This window comes from Cupriavidus sp. L7L, from assembly GCF_004353535.1.
Lineage (GTDB): Bacteria > Pseudomonadota > Gammaproteobacteria > Burkholderiales > Burkholderiaceae > Cupriavidus > Cupriavidus oxalaticus_A.
In genome coordinates, this window is the sequence record NZ_SMNY01000040.1 from 22,103 (window position 1) to 41,682 (window position 19,580).

Annotated in this window: 18 protein-coding genes and 2 tRNA genes; 5 read left to right on the forward strand and 15 right to left on the reverse strand. The window is 65.5% G+C overall.

The window, feature by feature from the left end:
- Positions 1-200 precede the first annotated feature (200 nt).
- Positions 201-5,069 (forward strand): NAD-glutamate dehydrogenase, encoded by a 4,869-nt coding sequence (locus E1J61_RS29445; RefSeq protein ID WP_133097435.1) that lies wholly within the window; start codon positions 201-203, stop codon positions 5,067-5,069.
- Between the two features lie 30 nt (positions 5,070-5,099).
- Here E1J61_RS29445 and E1J61_RS29450 read toward each other — a convergent pair whose 3' ends face one another.
- The 3 genes from E1J61_RS29450 to E1J61_RS29460 form a co-directional block, all read right to left on the reverse strand.
- Positions 5,100-5,471 carry a hypothetical protein gene (locus E1J61_RS29450; RefSeq protein ID WP_133097436.1) on the reverse strand — a complete coding sequence of 124 codons (372 nt, stop codon included), beginning with the start codon at positions 5,469-5,471 and terminating at the stop codon, positions 5,100-5,102.
- A gap of 101 nt (positions 5,472-5,572) precedes the next feature.
- Positions 5,573-5,761, reverse strand: coding sequence for a hypothetical protein (locus tag E1J61_RS29455; protein ID WP_133097437.1), 189 nt, complete (start codon positions 5,759-5,761; stop codon positions 5,573-5,575).
- Positions 5,762-5,806: 45 nt separating this feature from the next.
- Complete coding sequence (locus tag E1J61_RS29460; RefSeq protein WP_133097438.1) at positions 5,807-6,196, reverse strand: hypothetical protein; 390 nt, start codon at positions 6,194-6,196, stop codon at positions 5,807-5,809.
- Positions 6,197-6,425: 229 nt separating this feature from the next.
- Here E1J61_RS29460 and E1J61_RS29465 point away from each other — a divergent pair, with 229 nt between their 5' ends.
- From E1J61_RS29465 to E1J61_RS29480, 4 genes are all read left to right on the forward strand, one after another.
- The gene (locus tag E1J61_RS29465) at positions 6,426-6,701 is read left to right on the forward strand and encodes a hypothetical protein (RefSeq protein ID WP_243737040.1); all 276 of its coding nucleotides are present in this window, start codon (positions 6,426-6,428) and stop codon (positions 6,699-6,701) included.
- A 38-nt stretch (positions 6,702-6,739) separates the two neighbouring features.
- Entirely contained in the window at positions 6,740-7,246 is a 507-nt protein-coding gene (locus tag E1J61_RS29470; RefSeq protein ID WP_133097439.1) for a cupin domain-containing protein, read from the forward strand.
- 185 nt (positions 7,247-7,431) lie between these two features.
- Entirely contained in the window at positions 7,432-7,680 is a 249-nt protein-coding gene (locus tag E1J61_RS29475) for a hypothetical protein (protein WP_133097440.1), read from the forward strand.
- Positions 7,681-7,683: 3 nt separating this feature from the next.
- Positions 7,684-7,968, forward strand: a complete 285-nt coding sequence (locus E1J61_RS29480; RefSeq protein ID WP_133097441.1) for a hypothetical protein — start codon at positions 7,684-7,686, stop codon at positions 7,966-7,968.
- A gap of 206 nt (positions 7,969-8,174) precedes the next feature.
- Here the strand turns inward: E1J61_RS29480 and E1J61_RS29485 are convergent, their stop codons facing one another.
- The 12 genes from E1J61_RS29485 to E1J61_RS29540 all read right to left on the reverse strand — a co-directional run bounded on the left by E1J61_RS29485 (position 8,175) and on the right by E1J61_RS29540 (position 19,568).
- Entirely contained in the window at positions 8,175-8,456 is a 282-nt protein-coding gene (locus E1J61_RS29485; RefSeq protein ID WP_243737041.1) for a hypothetical protein, read from the reverse strand.
- 206 nt (positions 8,457-8,662) lie between these two features.
- Positions 8,663-8,739, reverse strand: a tRNA-Pro gene (locus tag E1J61_RS29490).
- Positions 8,740-8,795: 56 nt separating this feature from the next.
- Positions 8,796-9,218 carry a MerR family transcriptional regulator gene (locus E1J61_RS29495; protein ID WP_133097442.1) on the reverse strand — a complete coding sequence of 141 codons (423 nt, stop codon included), beginning with the start codon at positions 9,216-9,218 and terminating at the stop codon, positions 8,796-8,798.
- 133 nt (positions 9,219-9,351) lie between these two features.
- A complete protein-coding gene (locus tag E1J61_RS29500) occupies positions 9,352-9,762 on the reverse strand; it encodes an integration host factor subunit alpha (RefSeq protein ID WP_063238522.1) in 411 nt (136 codons plus the stop codon).
- Positions 9,763-9,851: 89 nt separating this feature from the next.
- Positions 9,852-12,299, reverse strand: a complete 2,448-nt coding sequence (gene pheT / locus E1J61_RS29505) for a phenylalanine--tRNA ligase subunit beta (RefSeq protein ID WP_133097443.1) — start codon at positions 12,297-12,299, stop codon at positions 9,852-9,854.
- Between the two features lie 70 nt (positions 12,300-12,369).
- A complete protein-coding gene (pheS, locus tag E1J61_RS29510) occupies positions 12,370-13,401 on the reverse strand; it encodes a phenylalanine--tRNA ligase subunit alpha (protein WP_029047729.1) in 1,032 nt (343 codons plus the stop codon).
- Between the two features lie 250 nt (positions 13,402-13,651).
- Entirely contained in the window at positions 13,652-14,008 is a 357-nt protein-coding gene (gene rplT / locus E1J61_RS29515) for a 50S ribosomal protein L20 (RefSeq protein WP_008650487.1), read from the reverse strand.
- Positions 14,009-14,036: 28 nt separating this feature from the next.
- On the reverse strand, positions 14,037-14,234 hold the full coding sequence (gene rpmI, locus E1J61_RS29520; RefSeq protein WP_006575466.1) for a 50S ribosomal protein L35: 198 nt from the start codon (positions 14,232-14,234) through the stop codon (positions 14,037-14,039).
- 166 nt (positions 14,235-14,400) lie between these two features.
- A complete protein-coding gene (gene infC / locus E1J61_RS29525) occupies positions 14,401-14,922 on the reverse strand; it encodes a translation initiation factor IF-3 (protein ID WP_081479471.1) in 522 nt (173 codons plus the stop codon).
- Between the two features lie 47 nt (positions 14,923-14,969).
- Positions 14,970-16,877 (reverse strand): threonine--tRNA ligase, encoded by a 1,908-nt coding sequence (gene thrS / locus E1J61_RS29530; RefSeq protein WP_133097444.1) that lies wholly within the window; start codon positions 16,875-16,877, stop codon positions 14,970-14,972.
- Between the two features lie 367 nt (positions 16,878-17,244).
- Positions 17,245-17,321: transfer RNA gene (locus tag E1J61_RS29535), tRNA-Val, on the reverse strand.
- A 21-nt stretch (positions 17,322-17,342) separates the two neighbouring features.
- On the reverse strand, positions 17,343-19,568 hold the full coding sequence (locus E1J61_RS29540; protein WP_133097445.1) for a bifunctional (p)ppGpp synthetase/guanosine-3',5'-bis(diphosphate) 3'-pyrophosphohydrolase: 2,226 nt from the start codon (positions 19,566-19,568) through the stop codon (positions 17,343-17,345).
- Positions 19,569-19,580 lie beyond the last annotated feature (12 nt).

Here is a 19,580-nt window from a genome sequence, read left to right on the forward strand (position 1 = left end):
TAGCCAGGCCGGTTGCCGCCCCTTCTGCAGGCGGGCCGGCCGCACTGTCCGGATCGTTCGCTTTCTTCGCGACTTTATCCCGCCAGGTGCGCTGATTTTTCCTAAAGTATGAGCATGCCCCGGCACATGCCCGACCGGGCGGCGAATTGCCGCGCGGGCCGCGCGAGCCGCGTCGTCTATCGATACCGCGAGGAGAGATCATGCCGCAGGAGAACGAAGACAAAGTCGCGCACCTGCTGGACGAACTGCTTGCCTTTGCGCGGGAGCGGCTGCCGGCGGCCACCTTCAGCGCCGCCGAGCCCTTCCTGCGGCACTACTACGACCAGGCTGACCTCGACGACCTGCTGCACTGCGAAGTCGCCGACCTGTATGGCGCCGTGATGGCGCACTGGCAGACCGCGCAGAAGTTCGTCCCCGGCAGCGCGCGCATCCGCATCTACAACCCCACGCTGGAAGAGCATGGCTGGCACTCCGACCATACCGTGGTCGAGATCGTCAACGACGACATGCCCTTCCTGGTCGACTCAGTGACCATGGAGATCAACCGGCAAGGACTGGCGTTGCATTCGGCCATCCACCCGGTGTTCCGCGTCTGGCGCAGCGCCGCCGGCGGGATCGAGCGCATCGCACTGGGCGGCGCCGGCGAGCCCGGCGACAATTCGCGCCTGGAATCCTTCATCCACTTCGAGGTCGACCGCAGCGGCGAGGCCGCGCGGCTGGAAGCGCTGCGCAGCGGCATCGCGCGCGTGCTGGGCGACGTGCGCGCCGCGGTCGAAGACTGGCCGGCGATGTGCGACATCACCCAGGCCACCATCGCCGCACTGGCGCAGGCGCCTGACGCCGCCTCCCCTGACAGCACCGAGGCCCGCGCCTTCCTGGAATGGATGATGGACGACCATTTCACCTTCCTCGGCCAGCGCGACTACCAGCTGGTGGCGCAGGAAGGGCGCTATTTCCTGCGCGGCGTACCGGGCTCGGGCGCGGGCATCCTGCGCGAGAGCCTGCGCGAGCCGGACGCCGATGACCTGACGCCACTGCCCGCCGCGGCCACCGCCATCATCGAAGGCCCCTCGCCGATCTTCGTCACCAAGGCCAACTCGCGCGCCAGCGTGCACCGGCCGGGCTATCTCGACTATATCGGTGTCAAGCTGCTGGATGCACAGGGCCAGCTATTTGGCGAGCGCCGCTTCGTGGGCCTGTACACCTCGACCGCGTACACGGCGCCGATCGCCGAGATCCCGCTGGTGCGGCGCAAGTGCGCCAATATCCTGGCGCGCGCCGGCTTCCTCACCAAGGGTCACCTGTACAAGTCGCTGGTCACGATCCTCGAGCAATATCCGCGCGACGAACTGTTCCAGGCGAGCGAAGACGAACTGTTCAGCATTACCACCGGCATCCTGCGGCTGCAGGAGCACCAGCGCACGCGGCTGTTCGTGCGGCGCGACCGTTTCGACCGCTTTGTCTCGTGCCTGGTGTTCGTGCCGCGCGACAAGTACAACACCGACCTGCGCCAGAAGATCCAGAAGCTGCTGACCGCGGCCTTCCACGGCACCAGTTGCGAATTCACGCCGCTGCTGTCGGAATCGCCGCTGGCACGCATCCAGCTGACCGTGCGCGGCGAGCCGGGCACGATGCCGCATGTCGATACCGCCGAACTGGAACAGCGCATCGTCCATGCCAGCCGCCGCTGGCAGGACGACCTTGCCGAAGCGCTGCACGAGAGCCACGGCGAAGAACAAGGCAACCGGCTGCTGCAGCGCTACGGCGGCTCGTTCCCCGCGGGCTACCGCGAAGACTACCCCGCCCGGACCGCGGTGCGCGACATCGAGCTGATGGAGCACGCGCTGCGCGCCCACCACAGCGCGCGCGGCATGGCCATGAACCTGTACCGGCCGATCGAGGCCGCGCCGGGCGCGTTCCGCTTCAAGGTCTACCGCGCCGGCGAGCCGATCGCGCTGTCGCACAGCCTGCCCATGCTCGAACACCTGGGCGTGCGGGTGGACGAAGAGCGCCCCTACCTGATCGAGCCCGACAGCGGCGCGCCGGTGTGGGTGCATGATTTCGGGCTGGAGATCGCCGACAGCGGCGGCGCGGCGGACTTCGATATCGCGCGCGTCAAGGCGCTGTTCGAAGACGCCTTTGCGCGCGCCTGGCATGGCGAGATCGAGAACGACGACCTCAACCGGCTGGTGCTGCGCGCCGAGATGGCCGCGCGCGACGTCACCATCCTGCGCGCCTATGCACGCTATTTGCGCCAGGTGGGCTCGACCTTCAGCGATGCCTATATCGAACGCGCGCTGACCGGCAATGCGGGCATCGCGGCGATGCTGGTCGCGCTGTTCATCGCGCGCTTCGACACCGTGAGCCAGGTGGCTGCCGATACCGCGCGCCAGGCACGCTGCGACAAGCTGCTGGCCGAGATCGAGGCCGCGCTCGACAAGGTGCCCAACCTCGACGAGGACCGCATCCTGCGGCTCTTCCTGGGCGTGATCCAGGCCACGGTGCGCACCAACTACTTCCACCGCAGCGACGACGGCCAGCCGCGTCCCTACGTGTCGTTCAAGTTCAACCCGGCGCTGGTGCCGGGGCTGCCCGAGCCGCGGCCGATGTTCGAGATCTGGGTCTATTCGCCGCGGGTCGAGGGTGTGCACCTGCGCGGCGGCCGCGTGGCGCGCGGCGGGCTGCGCTGGTCCGACCGCCGCGAAGACTTCCGCACCGAGGTGCTGGGGCTGATGAAGGCGCAGATGGTGAAGAACACGGTGATCGTGCCGGTGGGCTCCAAGGGCGGCTTCGTGGTCAAGCGCCCGCCGCCGCCGACCGACCGCGATGCCTTCCTGCAGGAAGGCATCGCCTGCTACCAGACTTTCCTGCGCGGGCTGCTGGACCTGACCGACAACCTTGTCGGCGGGCAGCTGGTGCCGCCGCCCGACGTGGTGCGGCACGACGACAACGATCCCTACCTGGTGGTGGCGGCCGACAAGGGCACCGCCACGTTCTCCGACTTCGCCAATGCGATTTCCGCCGAGTATGGCTTCTGGCTCGACGATGCCTTTGCCTCCGGCGGCTCGGTCGGTTACGACCACAAGAAGATGGGCATCACCGCGCGCGGAGCGTGGGAATCGGTCAAGCGGCATTTCCGCGAGATGGGCGTCGATATCCAGACCACCGACTTCACCGTCGCCGGCGTCGGCGACATGTCGGGCGACGTGTTCGGCAACGGCATGCTGCTGTCGCCGCATATCAAGCTGGTAGCCGCCTTCGACCACCGTCACATCTTCCTTGACCCCGACCCGGATCCCGCGCGCACGCTGGAGGAACGCACGCGGCTGTTCAGTCTGCCGCGCTCGAGCTGGGCCGACTACGACGCCACGCTGATCTCCGCCGGCGGCGGCATCTTCCCGCGCACCGCCAAGACCATCGCGCTGACGCCGCAGGTGCAGGCGGTGCTCGGCGTCACGGCCAGCGCGCTGTCGCCGGCCGAGCTGATCCACGCCATCCTGATGGCGCCGGTCGACCTGCTCTACAACGGCGGCATTGGCACTTACGTCAAGTCGAGCCAGGAAACGCATCTGCAGGCCGGCGACCGTACCAACGACGCAGTGCGCGTCAATGGCAATGAACTGCGCTGCAAGGTGGTCGGCGAAGGCGGCAACCTGGGTTTCACCCAGCTGGGCCGCATCGAGTTCGCGCGCAAGGGCGGCCGCATCAACACCGATGCCATCGACAACTCCGCCGGCGTGGACTGCTCCGACCATGAGGTCAATATCAAGATCCTGCTGGGCCTGGTGATGGCCGACGGCGAGATGACCGAGAAGCAGCGCAACAAGCTGCTCGCCGAGATGACCGACGAGGTCGGCCTGCTGGTGCTGCAGGACAACTACTACCAGACCCAGGCGCTGTCGGTGGCCGGGCGCCACGCCACGGCGCTGCTCGACGGCGAGGCGCGGCTGGTGCGCTGGCTGGAGCGCGCCGGCCGGCTGAACCGGGCGCTGGAATTCCTGCCTTCGGACGAAGACATCGCCGAGCGCAAGCTGGCGGGCGAAGGGCTCACGTCGCCCGAGCGCGCGGTGCTGCTGGCCTACAGCAAGATGTGGCTGTACGACGCGCTGCTCGATTCCGACGTGCCCGAAGACCCGCTGGTCGGCGGCCTGCTGGCCGATTACTTCCCGGTGCCGCTGCGCCAGCGCCATGGCGATACCATGCATCGCCACCCGCTGCGGCGCGAGATCCTGTCGACGCACCTGACCAACATGCTGGTCAACCGCATCGGCGCTACCTTCGTGCACCGGATCATGGAAGAAACCGACGCGCGCCCCGCCGACATCGTGCGCGCCTGCCTGATTGCGCGCGACGTGTTCGGGCTGACCGCGCTGTGGCAGGAGATCGATGCGCTGGACAACCGCGTGCCCGATGCCGAGCAGGCACGCATGTTCGGCCAGGTGGCGGTGCTGCTGGAGCGGGCCTGCCTGTGGTTTATCCGCTATCTACGCAGCGGCGGCCAGGCCAGCGCCGAGCTGGCGCGCTTTACGCAGGCGGCGCAGTGGCTGGTGCCGCAGTTGCCCCAGCTGCTGCCGCCCGCCGATGCGGCGGCGCTGGCGGAGCATGCCAGGACCTTTTCCGATGCAGGTGTCGACGAGGCGCTCGCCTTGCGCGTTGCCGGCAGCGAGATCTCGGCGGCGGCGTTGGATATCGCCGAAGTGGCCAACGCGTGCGAGCGCAGCCTCGACCTGGTTGCGGGCGTGTATTTCGCGCTGGACAGCCACCTGAGCTTCAGCTGGCTGCGCGAGCGTGCGCTGGCGCTGCCTTCTGACACGCACTGGGACCTGCTGGCGCGCACCACCACGCTCGAAGACCTGGGACGGCTCAAGCGTGCGCTGACGGTCAGCGTGCTGTCGCAGCAGGGAGAACTGGAATCGCCGGAAGCGATGATCGATGCCTGGCGTGCCAGCCGCCATGGCGCGCTGGAACGCTTTACGCGCATGCTGGCCGACCAGCGCGCATCGGGTGCGGCGGGACTGTCGATGCTGTCGGTCGCGGTGCGCGAGATCGGGATGCTCGAGCGCGGCTAGCGCGCCATGCGTGGCGCGGGCGAGGCGCGCTTATTCGTCCGCGCTGCCTTCGTCGCCGCTGTCGTCATCGCCGTCGAGGTCGGTGTCGAGACCGTCATCGTCCCGGCGGGCGCGCAGCTCCAGCCCGAGCAGCACCAGCAGCTCGAAGGCATCTGACAACAGGTGCTTCTGCCGGGGCAGCAGGCTGGCGTAAGGCATGTCGTAGATCGACTGGTGCGCGGCGCGCTGCCCCTTCAGGCCGCGGTCGCGCGCAATATCCGACAGCAGCGCAGCAAACCCGGACAGGTCCTGCGCCGCCAGCGCCGAATTCAATACCTTGGCGATGACTTCCGGGGAAGCGTTCGCCCAGCCCATGCGTTCAGCATTGGAAGCGGAATCTTGAGGGAAGTCGGCAAAGTCCATTTTGTGTTTAACGGTCTCGCCCAATGGAGCTTAAGTCGGCAGCCATGTGAATTTGACCCCACATGCGTGGGGTTCTGCACAGGCTCGCCGCGCCGATACAGCTAGCGCGCTGCCGGCTTCGCGGCTACCTGCCGATAGACCGTGGTGCCGTCACGCGCGGTGCGGGCTTCGACATAGTTGCGGGCGCCGCATTGCGGGCAGCGGAATACCGGCCCCTGCCCTTCGTTGCGGATCTGCACCTCGTCCGGCTCCCAGCGCGCGCCGCAAGCCTGGTTCCCACAAACAAACATGAACTCTCCTGAAAATTGAAAATTAAGGGCCCAATAGCGGCCCGCTCAACCATTGCGTTGCACCCACTGCCGCGCCCATGAAATCGCCGCGGCGCGGGCATCCTCCGGCGTGGCGTGCGTGGTCGGCGGCGCCCCGCCTTCCAGCACGACGGCGCCGGACTCCCAAATATCGCACAACGCCTTGAAACGTCCCGGCCCCAGCGCGTGGCAGAACACGTGGATGACAAAGCCGCGATACTCGACCACGTCGGTCGCGTCATCGGTCAGCGCGCGATCGGCGGTGGCATTGGATGGCACCACCGGCGCGTCCACACGCGGCTCCGGCCTGCCTCGCGCCGGACTTGCCCGCAGCAACGCCGCGCAGGCACCGCCCAACGCCGCACCGATGGCCACGCCCAGGCCAAACCAGCAAGCCCTGCTTTTACACTGCGCCATCGGCATTCCCTGTCAGCGGCCTCCTGCCGGTCATCCTGTCACCCGCGCAAGACCGCCGGCAGCGTGCGCGGTATTGCTTTCAGAAGGTTATACCAATCCGGAAGAAGGCCATTGGCGGCGCGCGGTGCGCTGAAATAAGAATTCGGAACGTGACCAGACCGCGGGCGGCGACTATACTGTATATTCATACAGTAATCAGCAGGCGTCCTGCATCTGGCCGCGCTGCCGCATGGTCCTTGCCATAATGCCCCTGTACCAGTCCGATTCCATCCTGCTCGAGGCCTTTTACTTCGGCGACGATGCCGAATCCCTGCGCCTGCCCTGCGGCAGCATCAGCATTGACGCCGGCGCCATCATCGTCCACGGCATCGAGCCCAACCTGCTGTGGTCGCTGCGCTGGACGCCCGATTTTCTCTCGTTCGAAGCGCACGGCACGCATCACCGCTATCCGGTCAGCCGCCCTGCGCTGGTCGGCCCCGCGCAGGCACGCTTCGCCCTGCTTTAAGCTATCGCTTCCGCCCGCCATGCCCTGCCGACACCGACATGCCAGACCGCAGCCTTGCCGCCAACGAACTGATCCGCACGCTTGAACTGAAGCCGCACCCGGAAGGCGGCTTCTACCGCGAAACCTACCGCAGCGAAAAACGCGTCGTGTGCGCCGACCAGCGTACGCGCGAAGCCAGCACCGCGATCTACTACATGCTGTGCGGCAACGAATTTTCCGCATGGCACCGCATCTGTTCCGACGAGTTGTGGCATTTCCACGCCGGGTCGCCGGTAGACGTGCACAGCATCGCCGACGGCGGCATCGTCACGCAGCGTCTCGGCGATCCGTTGCGCCACGACGGTGCGTCCTTCCAGGCGATGGTGCCCGCGGGCCGATGGTTCGCCGCGGAACGCGTGGACCTTGGCGACAGCGTCGACTTTGCGCTGGTCGGTTGCACCGTGGCGCCGGCCTTCCAGTTCAGCGAGTTCGAACTGGCCGATGCAGCCGCGCTTGCGGGCCTGGCAAGCGGGCATGACGCCCTGCTGCGCCGGCTCTCGCGATAGCGCGCGGCAAAAAAACAGCCCACCGCGGCGGAGTGCGGGCGGGCCGTCAGCACTGCGGCGCCAGTCTACGCCGTCACCGCGCGCGCCCATCGGCAAAGAACCCGGGTAGCCCACCGCTTTTTCCTCCGACAGTCCGCACAGAGCGCTATACTGTATATCCATACAGTACTTCTTCTGTGCGCCCTATGTCACCCGAACCCGCCAACTGCCCCGTCTGCGGCGCCGCTGCCGAGCGCCTGCGTGCCGCGCCGCGCAGCTACCGCTACACCTGCCCCAGCTGCGGCATTTTCCAGATCAGCTCACGCGCGCTGACCTGCCGCCCCGGCCTGCCGGCCTCGGCGCGCGAGGATATCCGCCGGCTGCGCGCCTACGGCCACCTGCCGCTGCTGGACCTGACCCGGGACGGCGTCAGCATCAGTCCTGGCAGGCCCTGACCGATGGGCAACAACAAGCGCGCGTCCCGCTGCCACGTGCCGGCAGCGGCACCCGACAGCTATCCCGTCCCCGGGGCCAACGGCATCCTGGGCCGCATCCCCGGCCACTACATTGCCGCCGCGCTGGGTACGCTTGGCCCCGCCACGCGCGACGGTCCCGCCCACCGCGAAGTGCTGCTCGAAGCCGGCCACGCCGGCACCGTGCGGCTGTTTATCGAAAGGAAGCAGGCACGCCATGGCCGGTACACGCATTACTACTGGTCCGCATACCGCGCCGAGCCCGAGTGAGCAAGCGAATCGGAAGGCGGCACCGGCGGGCGCCAGCGGTTTGCGTCGCAAGAAGACGCGATCCGTCCTCCGTCGTAATCAGGACTAAAAACGGGACTAAAAACAGGACTAAAGCAGGAAGGACGCCATCGTCCGGTCATGCCATGGCCGCAGCCAGAACATTCACTACAGGCGTAATGCGGAAACGGTTGCGGCGAAGGTCGCGTTCATGAACGCTTGCATTCAACCTTCTCTTCATACTCTCCGTCCTCATCCCATTTACGCTCGATCAGGCACGGACCGTCGCGATACTTTTCCTTGTGCTCATAGCCGCGCGGACCGCCCTTGCACTTGCGCTCTTCCTTGTATTCGCCATCCCGCTTGACCTCGCGCTCGATCTTGCAGGGGCCGCTGCGGAATTTCTCCTTGTACTCGCCGCCGGCATGGGAAACCGGTGAGCCAATCAGGCAGGAGAAGATGACGATAGGGGTAAGGTGTTTGCGTACCATGGGAACGACCTGCGCAGGGGATGACCGAGCATAACAACAGCCGCTGCCAGCGGCTGTGTCAAAGCGTTACGCCTCGTCACATCCGTGCGCCCCGATGTGGACGCACGGCGATGCGATGCAAGCCATGGCAAACGAAATCGCCCATTGCGGGCAATGGCGCGCCAAGAAAAAACCCGCTTGGCTTTCACCAAGCGGGTTTCTTGTCCTGGTCGGGGCGAGAGGATTTGAACCTCCGACCACCTGCACCCCATGCAGGTACGCTACCAGGCTGCGCTACGCCCCGAAAGAAAAAGATTATATCAGAAGCATTTCCCGTATGACTAGCTCCGGAAGCACAAATTATCCGGGCTTCGCGATCTCGCGCAGCTGCGCGAGCAGGTGCTGCACCTCGACCAGTTCGTTGCGCAGACCGGCTACATCGATCGACAAGGCTGCCGGGCTTTCCTCGCGGCGTTCGTCAGCGGGTTCCGCCGCGGCGGCAGTGTGATGACGGCCTTCGTCGAGCCGGTTGCGCGCGCCGTTGATGGTGAAGCCTTGCTCGTACAGCAGCTCGCGGATGCGCCGGATCAGCAGCACCTCATGGTGCTGGTAGTAGCGGCGGTTGCCACGGCGCTTGACCGGCTTGAGCTGCGTGAACTCCTGCTCCCAGTAGCGCAGGACATGCGGCTTGACGGCGCAAAGCTCGCTCACCTCACCGATGGTGAAGTAGCGCTTGGCCGGGATCGGCGGCAACGCGATGCGTTCGCTGGATTTGTCCGACATGCAGTGTGTAGACGAGCGTCAGGCCATGCCGGCCATGAGGTTGGCGCGCAGGGTTTTGCGCGCCCAGAAGGATACCGATGCAGGCCTGCGGAGGCAATCCGCCTTTCGGGTGATGCGGTGACGTGGCGAAGCGTCAGCCGGCGATGTCCGCGCGCTCTTCCACCAGGCCCTTGAGCTTCTGGCTGGCGTGGAACGTCACGACCCGGCGCGCGGTGATCGGAATCACTTCACCGGTCTTGGGATTGCGGCCGGGACGCTGCGGCTTGTCACGCAACTGGAAATTGCCGAAGCCGGACAGCTTGACGCTGTCGCCCTGCTCCAGCGCTTCGCGGATGACGTCGAAGAAAGCTTCGACCATGTCCTTCGATTCGCGCTTGTTCAGGCCGACCTGGTCGAACAGCATCTCGGCAAGTTCGGCCTTGGTCAGCGTGGGAACTTCGGGCGCGCGGGTATCCGGCGTCGCGTCGTCAAGGGTGGAAGCCTGCCGGTCGCTCATGTCACCCAGTGCTGCAGCGGTCATGGAATTCGCGTCTCGATCATTCATGTCGATCGCTCTAGTGTCTGTCTGGCGATCCGCCCGGGGCAAGGCCCGGGCGCCCTTGTTTATCGTAAGCCGTCGCTAGTAGCGTCAGTCTAGCCACGCAGCCGGGCCTGGAAGGCCTCTGTCAGCGCGTCGACCATGGAGCGCACTGCGCTGTCGACGGTTTCGTCCTGGAGGGTCGACCCAGTATCTTGCAAGGTCACCCGGAACGCAAGGCTTTTCTCGTCCGCGCCGATGGCGGCCGAAGCGGCCTTGGGACGGAACTCGTCGAACAGCGCGAGGCTCTGGCAGAAGCGGCCATAGCCCTGCTTTTCCAGCGCCGCGCGCATGGTGTCGAGCATGTCCTGCACGCGTACCGATTGCTTCACCACCACGGCCAGGTCGCGCACGGCGGCCGGGAACTTGGAGATTTCGGTGTACGTGGGCAGGCCGGTCTCGCGCAGCGCGTCGAGCTCCAGTTCGAACAGCACCGGCGCGTGCTGCAGCTCGTATTCCTGCAACCAGCGCGGATGCAGTTCACCGACCACGCCAACCGGCTTGCCATCGACCAGCACGCGCGCGGCGCGGCCGGGATGCAGCGCCGGGTGCGACACCGGCTCGAAGCGCGGCACGCGCGGATGGAACAGCGCCTCGACATCGCCCTTGACGTCGAAGAAGTCGACGTTGCGCGTGGCGATGCCCCACTGCTCCTCAAACGCCGGGCCGTAGGCGATGCCCGCAGCCATCATCGGCTGGTGGTAGCCGGCCACCGTCAGGCCGCCGTCCTGCACGTTCTCGTCGCGATGGAACACACGGCCCACCTCGAACATGCGCACGCGCGCGGCCTTGCGGTTCAGGTTGTAGCGCACCTTGTCGACCAGGCCGCCGACCAGCGACGAACGCATCACGGCCAGCTGGCTGGCGATCGGGTTGAGCAGGCGGATCGGCTTGTCGTTGGCGGCGAAGTCGCGTTCCCATTTCTCTTCGACGAAGGCGAAGTTGATGACTTCCTGGTAGTCGCGCGCAGCCAGCGCGTGGCGCACCACATGCGTCGAGCGGCGGGCTTCGTTGGTCGGGCGCATTTCGCTTTCGGCGATCGGCGGACGCGCCGCGATGCGCTCGAAGCCGTAGATACGCGCGACTTCCTCGATCAGGTCCTCCTCGATCTCGATGTCGAAGCGGTAGCTCGGCGGCGTGACCTCGAACACGTCGCCTTCGGCGCCTTGCACGCGCGTGAACGGCAGCTGCAGGCGCTGGAACACATCGGCGATGGCGGCCGGCGACAGCTCGATGCCGAGCACGCGCTCGGCGCGCGCCACGCGCAGGCTGACCGGCTTGCGCACGGGCAGGTTGACCACGTGGTCGTCCACCGGGCCGGCCTGGCCGCCGCAGATCTCCAGGATCAGCGCGGTGATGCGCTCGATATGCTCGACCGTGGTGGCGTAGTCCACGCCGCGCTCGAAGCGATGGCCCGCGTCGGTCGAGAAGTTGTAGCGGCGGCTGCGGCCCTGGATCGCGGCCGGCCACCAGAATGCGGCTTCGAGGTAGATGTCGGTGGTGTCCAGCGTGACGGCGGTGCTGTCGCCGCCCATGATGCCGGCCAGGCTCTCGATCTCCTTCTCGTCGGCGATCACGCCGACCTGTTCGTCGACCTCGATGGTGTTGCCGTTCAGCAGCTTGATCTGCTCGCCCTTGCGGCCCCAGCGCACGTCCAGGCCACCGTGGATCTTGTGCAGGTCGAACACGTGCGACGGACGGCCCAGCTCCAGCATCACGTAGTTCGAGATATCGACCAGCGCGGACACGCTGCGCTGGCCCGAGCGCTCCAGGCGCTGCACCATCCACAGCGGCGTGACGGCACGCGCATTGACGCCGCGGATGACGCGGCCGGAGAAACGGCCGCACAGGTCGGGCGCCGACACCTTGACCGGCAGCTTGTCCTGGATCGTCACCGGCACCGGCTTCATGTCGGGCAGGTTCAGCGCGGCACCGGTCAGCGCCGACACTTCGCGCGCGACGCCGTGGATCGACAGGCAGTCCGCCTTGTTGGGCGTCAGCTTGATGACGAAGACCTGGTCATCCAGGTCCAGGTACTCGCGGATGTTCTGGCCGACCGGCGCGTCTTCCGGCAGCACCAGCAGGCCGCCGTGCTCCTCGGACAGCTTCAGTTCGCGCGCCGAGCACAGCATGCCGTAGCTCTCCACGCCACGCAGCTTGCCGACCTTGATCTCGAACGGCTGGCCGCCGTCCTCTGCCGGCGGCAGCACCGCGCCGACCAGTGCGCACGGCACCTTGATGCCGGGCTTGACGTTGGGCGCACCGCAGACGATCTGCAGGGTCTCGCCGGTGCCGGCATCGACCTGGCACACGTTGAGGCGGTCGGCATTGGGATGGCGCTCGGTCGACAGCACGTGCGCGACCACCACCTTGTCGAACGGCGGCGCGACCGGGCCCACCTCTTCCACTTCCAGCCCGGCCATAGTCAGGCTGTGCGACAGCGCGTCGGTGGAGATCTTTTCAGGGTTGGCGAAGGTGCGAAGCCAGGATTCCGAGAATTGCATGGCGCTTCTGATCCGGTAAGTATTCTGTGTAGTCGGTGACGAGTGATGCGGCGGCTGAATCAGTCCCGCGTCAAGCGAACTGGCGCAGGAAGCGCACGTCGCCCTCGAAGAACAGGCGCAGGTCGTTGATGCCGTAGCGCAGCATGGTCAGGCGCTCGAGGCCGGAGCCGAACGCGAAACCGATATAGCGCTCGGGATCGAGGCCCATGTTGCGCAGCACGTTCGGGTGCACCTGGCCCGAACCGGATATTTCCAGCCATTTCCCATTGCCAAAGGCCATGTCGATTTCCGCCGACGGCTCGGTGAACGGGAAGTACGACGGGCGGAAGCGCACCTGGATGTCATCGCGCTCGAAGAACTTGCGCAGGAAATCGGTGTACACGCCCTTCAGGTCGGCAAAGCTGACGTCCTCGCCGATCCACAGGCCTTCGACCTGGTTGAACATCGGCGAGTGCGTGGCATCGCTGTCGACGCGGTAGGTACGGCCCGGGCAGATCACCTTGATCGGCGGCATCGCCTTGCCCGCGTACTTCTCCACGTGCATCTTGGCGTAGCGCACCTGCATCGGGCTGGTGTGCGTGCGCAGCAGCAGGAGCTTGTCGTCGCTGTCGCGGCCATCGACGTAGAAGGTGTCCTGCATCGAACGCGCCGGATGGTTGTCCGGGTTGTTCAGCGCAGTGAAGTTCATCCAGTCGGTTTCGATCTCGGGGCCGTCGGCCACGTCGAAGCCGATCGAGCCGAAGATCTGCTCGACACGCTCCCACGTGCGCATCACCGGATGCAGGCTGCCGCGGGCGACCGCGCGGCCCGGCAGCGTGACGTCGATGGCTTCGGCGGCCAGGCGCGCGTTCATCAGCGCGTCGGCCAGCGCCTGGCGTCGCGCCTGCAGCGCGGCTTCCACCTGCTGCTTGACCTGGTTGATGCGCGCGCCCTCGCTCTTGCGGGTCTCCGGGTCGAGCTTGCCGAGGCCCTTGAGCAGTTCGGTCAGCGCGCCGGTCTTGCCCAGGAAGCGGGCCTTTTCGTTTTCCAGCGTGGCGTTGTCATTGGCGGCGGCGAAAGCGGCCTGGGCGTCAGCGACGATTTGGTCCAGATCCTGAGACATGGCGGCGGTCGTGGAGTGTTCTGACGTCGGCGGAACAATGTCAAAAAACAAAGCCGGCGCGACGTGGGTTGGCACTGCGTGCGGTATGCGTTTCCGGATGCCGTCTCGATAACAAACGCAAGACGGGATCCGGAACTGCAAATAAAAACGGGGCTCGGTGAGGAGCCCCGTTTCAGCGGACCTTGCGGTCGGCGGTCGACCTTGCGGTCGGTGCTTGCCCGGCGGCGCTTACGCGCCGCCGCAGCCGGCATCAGGCAACGGTGGCTTTCACCTGGTTGACGATGGCGGCAAAGGCAGGCTTGTCGTGAATAGCCATGTCCGACAGCACCTTGCGGTCCAGTTCAATCGAGGCCTTCTTCAGACCGTTCATGAACACGCTGTAGGTCATGCCATGCTCACGCGTCGCGGCATTGATACGCGCAATCCACAGGGCGCGGAACACGCGCTTCTTGTTGCGGCGATCGCGGTACGCGTACTGGCCAGCACGCATGACCGCCTGCTTGGCGATGCGATAGACATTATTGCGACGGCCGCGGTAACCCTTGGCAGCGTCGATGACTTTCTTGTGACGGGCCCGTGCAGTGACCCCACGCTTTACTCGAGGCATGTAATTCTCCTTTCGTTATCGTCAGGGGTTATGCGTAAGGCATCATCGCGCGCACCGACTTCAGGTTCGTCTCATGGACGTCCTGAGTACCGCGCAGTTGACGCTTGTTCTTGGTGGTCTTCTTGGTCAGGATGTGACGCTTGAAGGCCTGGCCACGCTTGAACGAACCGTTCGGACGGGCAGTAAAGCGCTTGGAAGCGCTTTTCTTCGTCTTCATCTTCGGCATGAAAAACTCCAGCTCATATGACATGCATGCAGGTGGCCGGCTCACGCCGACGCTTGCAAGACCCGCATCCACTTGTTGTTGCACGACGCCCTTGCGGGCGCGCGCGACTTCCGCACGAAGCAACGCCGGAATGCGCTGGCATCCCGGCCGCTGCACCGCGCAAGAATTACTTCTTCTTCTTGGGGGCGAGCACCATCACCATCTGGCGCCCTTCCATCTTCGGCATCTGCTCGACCTGGCCGATCTCTTCCAGATCCGCCTTCAGGCGTTCGAGCATGCGCGCGCCGATTTCCTGGTGGGCCATCTCGCGACCACGGAACCGCAGCGTGATCTTGGTCTTGTCGCCATCTTCCAGGAAGCGCTTCAGGTTGCGCAGCTTGACGTTGTAGTCGCCATCATCCGTACCCGGCCGGAACTTGACTTCCTTGACCTGGATGATTTTCTGCTTCAGCTTGGCCTCGTGGGCGCGCTTGGCTTCCTCGTACTTGAACTTCCCGTAATCCATGATCCGGGCGACGGGCGGAGTCGCGTTGGGGGCGATCTCCACCAGGTCCAAGTCCTTGTCCTCAGCCAGCCGCAGAGCGTCCATGAACTTGACGATGCCGAGCTGCTCGTTATCAACCCCTACCAGGCGCAATTCAGGCGCGCTGATTTCCCGGTTGATGCGATGACCTTTGTCCGTAGCGATGTTGCGTTACCTCAAGAAGACAAAAAAACAAGCCGTGCTCACCACCCTCAGGCTTTGCTGGCGACGTCGTGTTGCAGACGCTCAACAAACGCGGAGACGGGCATCACACCCAGATCCACGTTGCCACGGGCACGCACGGCCACTTGATTGGCATCCCGTTCCTTGTCGCCCACCACTATCAGGTAGGGAACCTTCTGAAGGGAATGCTCGCGGATTTTATACGTAATTTTCTCGTTGCGCAAATCGGCCTTGGCCCTAAACCCTTGTTTTTGCAGCAATTGCACGACGTTTTCGGCGTATTCTGCCTGCGAATCCGCAATATTCATGACCACGACCTGGTCCGGGGCCAGCCAGGCGGGCAGCGCGCCGGCATGGTTTTCCAGCAGGATGCCCAGGAAGCGCTCGAAGGAGCCCAGGATCGCACGATGCAGCATGACCGGGCGCTTGCGCGAGTTGTCCTCGGAGACGTACTCGGCACCCAGGCGCTCCGGCAGCACCAGGTCGAGCTGCAACGTGCCGCATTGCCACGAGCGGCCGATTGCGTCCTTGATGTGGTACTCGACCTTCGGGCCATAGAACGCACCCTCGCCCGGCAGCTCCTCCCATTCCACGCCGCAGGCGCGCAGCGCCAGGCGCAGGCCTTCCTCGGCGTGGTCCCAGACCTCGTCCGAGCCGGCGCGCTGGTCGGGGCGCAGCGACAGCTTCACCGAAACGTTCTTGAAGCCGAAGTCGTCGTAGACCGAGAACGCCAGTTCATTGAAGGCCTTCGCTTCCGCGACGATCTGCTCTTCCGTGCAGAAGATGTGGGCATCGTCCTGCACAAAGCCGCGCACGCGCATCAGGCCATGCAGCGCGCCCGAAGGCTCGTTGCGATGGCAGGCGCCGAACTCGGCCAGGCGCAGCGGCAGGTCGCGGTACGAACGCAGGCCGTGATTGAAGATCTGCACGTGGCCCGGGCAGTTCATCGGCTTGATCGCGTAGTCGTGTTTTTCCGACTCCGTGACAAACATGTTCTCTTTGTAGTTCTGCCAGTGGCCGGACTTTTCCCAGAGCGAACGGTCCATCACCTGCGGCGTGCGTACTTCGTCATAGCCGGCGTCGCCCAGGCGGCCGCGCATGTATTGCTCGACGGCCTGCCACACCTGCCAGCCCTTCGGGTGCCAGAACACCATGCCGGGCGCCTCTTCCTGCAGGTGGAACAGGTCGAGCGTCTTGCCCAGCTTGCGGTGGTCGCGCTTCTCGGCCTCTTCCAGCATGTGCAGGTAGGCTTCCTGGTCTTCTTTCTTGGCCCAGGCCGTACCGTAGACACGCTGCAGCATCTCGTTGCTGGAGTCGCCGCGCCAGTAGGCGCCGGCCACCTTCATCAGCTTGAAGACCTTGAGCTTGCCCGTCGACGGCACGTGCGGGCCGCGGCACAGGTCGACGAAATTGCCTTCGCGGTACAGGCCGATTTCCTGGTCGGCCGGGATCGAGGCGATGATCTCTGCCTTGTACTTCTCGCCCATCGACTCGAACAGCGCCACCGCCTCATCGCGGTTCCACACCTCGCGCGTGACCTTCTCGTCCTTGCGGGAGAGCTCCGTCATCTTCTTCTCGATGGCCGCGAGGTCTTCCGGCGTGAAGGGACGCTTGTAGGCGAAGTCGTAGTAGAAGCCGTTCTCGATCACCGGCCCGATCGTAACCTGCGCTTCCGGATACAGTTCCTTGACGGCATAGGCCAGCAAGTGCGCCGTGGAGTGGCGGATGACGTCCACGCCGTCGGCGTCCTTGTCCGTGACGATGGCCAGCTGGGCGTCGTCTTCGATCTTGTAGCTCGTGTCGACCAGCTTGCCGTCCACCTTGCCGGCCAGCGCGGCCTTGGCCAGGCCGGAGCCGATGCTCTGCGCCACTTCGGCAACCGTCACCGGGCCCGGAAACTCGCGGCGGGACCCATCCGGCAGCGTGATTGCGATCATTTGGACTCTCCAGGATTCCGCCGGCGGCGCGCTGCGCATGGGCCGGGCGGATCAAACTGCATCTTGCGGGCACCGGTCCGCGGCTGCGCGACCCGGCGATTGTTCGATTGCTTTTTGCCGCACACATCGCTCCGCCGAAGCGCGCGAGAGCGGCAGCTTATCAGGCTGCTGGCAGGCGACAGGCGAAAAAAAACGCGGCCAAGGCCGCGTTTCTCTTTGTCAAACCCGTTTCAACCGGGTCGGAAGGCGCACCTCGACTACTGTCGCTTGCCAGCGGTAGTAGTTCGCGGTGTCATGAACATGATGCCTTTCCGTTCCATTTCAGGTTGAATCGGACTTGCCGCACTTCGTTGTTACTGCAATTCGTTGGTAGGCTCGATTGGACTCGAACCAACGACCCCCACCATGTCAAGGTGGTGCTCTAACCAGCTGAGCTACGAGCCTAGCGAAGACGCAAGTATAGCATCACTTTCTTTTTGCCTGCAATACCCCCTGCACCTCTTCGATCAGTGACAGCGCGCGCTGCAACTGCGTGGCCTCCGACACCTCCGCGGTGAACTGCATGCGTGCCACGCCCTTGCTCGACAACGTCTTTACGCCGGTGACGTTGATCTTCTCGCGCGACAGCACTTCCGAGATATCGCGCAGCAGCCCTTGCCGGTCGATGGCTTCGACATGGATGTCGACCGGATAGACCGCGGCATGGCTCTTCTTGCCCCACTCGGTCTGGATGACCCGCTCCGGCGCGCGCGCCGACAGCTGCTGGAAGGTATGGCAGTTGCGCCGGTGGATCGACACCCCGCGTCCGCGCGTGACAAAGCCGACGATATCGTCCGGCGGCGCCGGCTTGCAGCAGCGCGACATCTGCGTCATCAGCGAATCCACGCCCACCACCAGCACGCCGCTCTTGGCGCCGCGCGCCACGCTGGTGGCGCGGCTCTTCTTGGTGACGGCGTCTTCCTCGCTGAGCGGTGCCTGGATTTCGCCTTCCGGGTGGCGCAGCGCATGCTCGACATGGCGCAGGCTGAACTCGTCCTTGGCCACCGCGGCGAACAGGTCGTCGGGCGTCTTGAAGTTCAGCCGCGCGGCCAGATCTTCCAGCTTGATCGCGGTCTTGCCCTCGCGCTGCAGGGTCTTGTCGATCAGCGCGCGGCCCTGCGCGATGGTCTCCTGCGAATCGAGCGCGTTGAACCACGCCCGCACCTTGGCGCGCGCACGGCTGCTGGCCAGGTAGCCAAGCTCCGCATTGAGCCAGTCGCGCGACGGCCCGCCCTGCTTGACCGCGATGATCTCGACGGTCTGGCCGTTCTTCAGCGTGGTATTCAGCGGCACCATGGTGCCGTCCACGCGCGCGCCGCGGCAGCGGTGGCCGAGGTCGCTGTGCAGGTAATAGGCAAAGTCCAGCGGCGTGGCGCCCTGCGGCAGCGCCACCACGCGCGCCTGCGGCGTCAGCACATAGATGTGGTCGTCGATCGCCGCGTGCTTGATCTGCTCCCACTCGTCATGCGCCACGCTGTGGTCGGCATCGTCCTTCCATGCCAGCAGCTGGCGCAGCCAGGCGATCTTCTCGTCGTAGCGTTCGCTGGCGGAGAACTGCCCACCGTAGCCCTTGCTGCCCGCTTCCTTGTAGCGCCAGTGGGCCGCGACGCCGTATTCGGCGAAGTGGTGCATCTCGTGCGTGCGGATCTGCACCTCGAAGGCGCGGCCGTCATCGCCGATCACCACCGTGTGCAGCGACTTGTAGCCGTTGGCCTTGGGCCGCGAGATGTAGTCGTCGAACTCGCGCGGGATCGGCTGCCAGATATGGTGGACGATACCCAGCACCGTATAGCAGTCCTTGATATCGTCGACGATCACGCGGAAGGCGCGCACATCGTACAGGTCGGCAAAATCCAGCTCCTTGCCGCGCATCTTCTTCCAGATGCTGTAGATGTGCTTGGGCCGGCCGCTCACTTCGGCACGGATGCCCGCGGCCGTCAGCTCGGACTGCAGCCGCGCGATGGCGCCGGCGATATAGCCTTCGCGCTCGATGCGCTTTTCGTCCAGCAGCCTGGCGATGCGCTTGTAGGTGTCGGGCTGCTCGAAGCGGAACGCCAGGTCTTCCAGCTCCCACTTCATCTGCCAGATACCGAGGCGGTTGGCCAGCGGCGCGTAGATGTCGAGCGTTTCGCGCGCCACGCCGGCGGTCGGCGTGTGCTTGGTCTCGGCCAGCCAGCGCAGCGTCTGCAGACGCGAGGCCAGCCGCACCAGCACCACGCGGATGTCCTGCGCGAATGCGAGCAGCATTTTGCGCAGCGCCTCGACCTGCTCGTGGCGCGCCTGCGCCTCGTTCTTCGACGGCGTGGCCGCTTCCACATCGGGGCGATTGCCGGCGATGGCACCGATGCGCAGCAGCTGCCGCACACCGTTGACCAGCCGCGCCACTTCTTCGCCGAAGCGCGGCTCGATCTCGGCTTCGGTGTCGGGCACGAATGCCGCCAGCCCGAACAGGCAGGCGGCCGCGCGCGCGGCATCGTCCACGCGCAGGCCATCGAGGATGCGCAGCATCCCCTCAGCGTGCGACTGCACCGTCTCGCCCGTAGGCAGCGCCACGCCGGCGCCGTGCTCGCGCACGTACGCCAGCGCACGGCCCACCAGTTCAGCATCCGGAATGCCTGCGATCCGGCCAGCCAGGTCGGTCGACGTCACCATGTCCCTACGCCT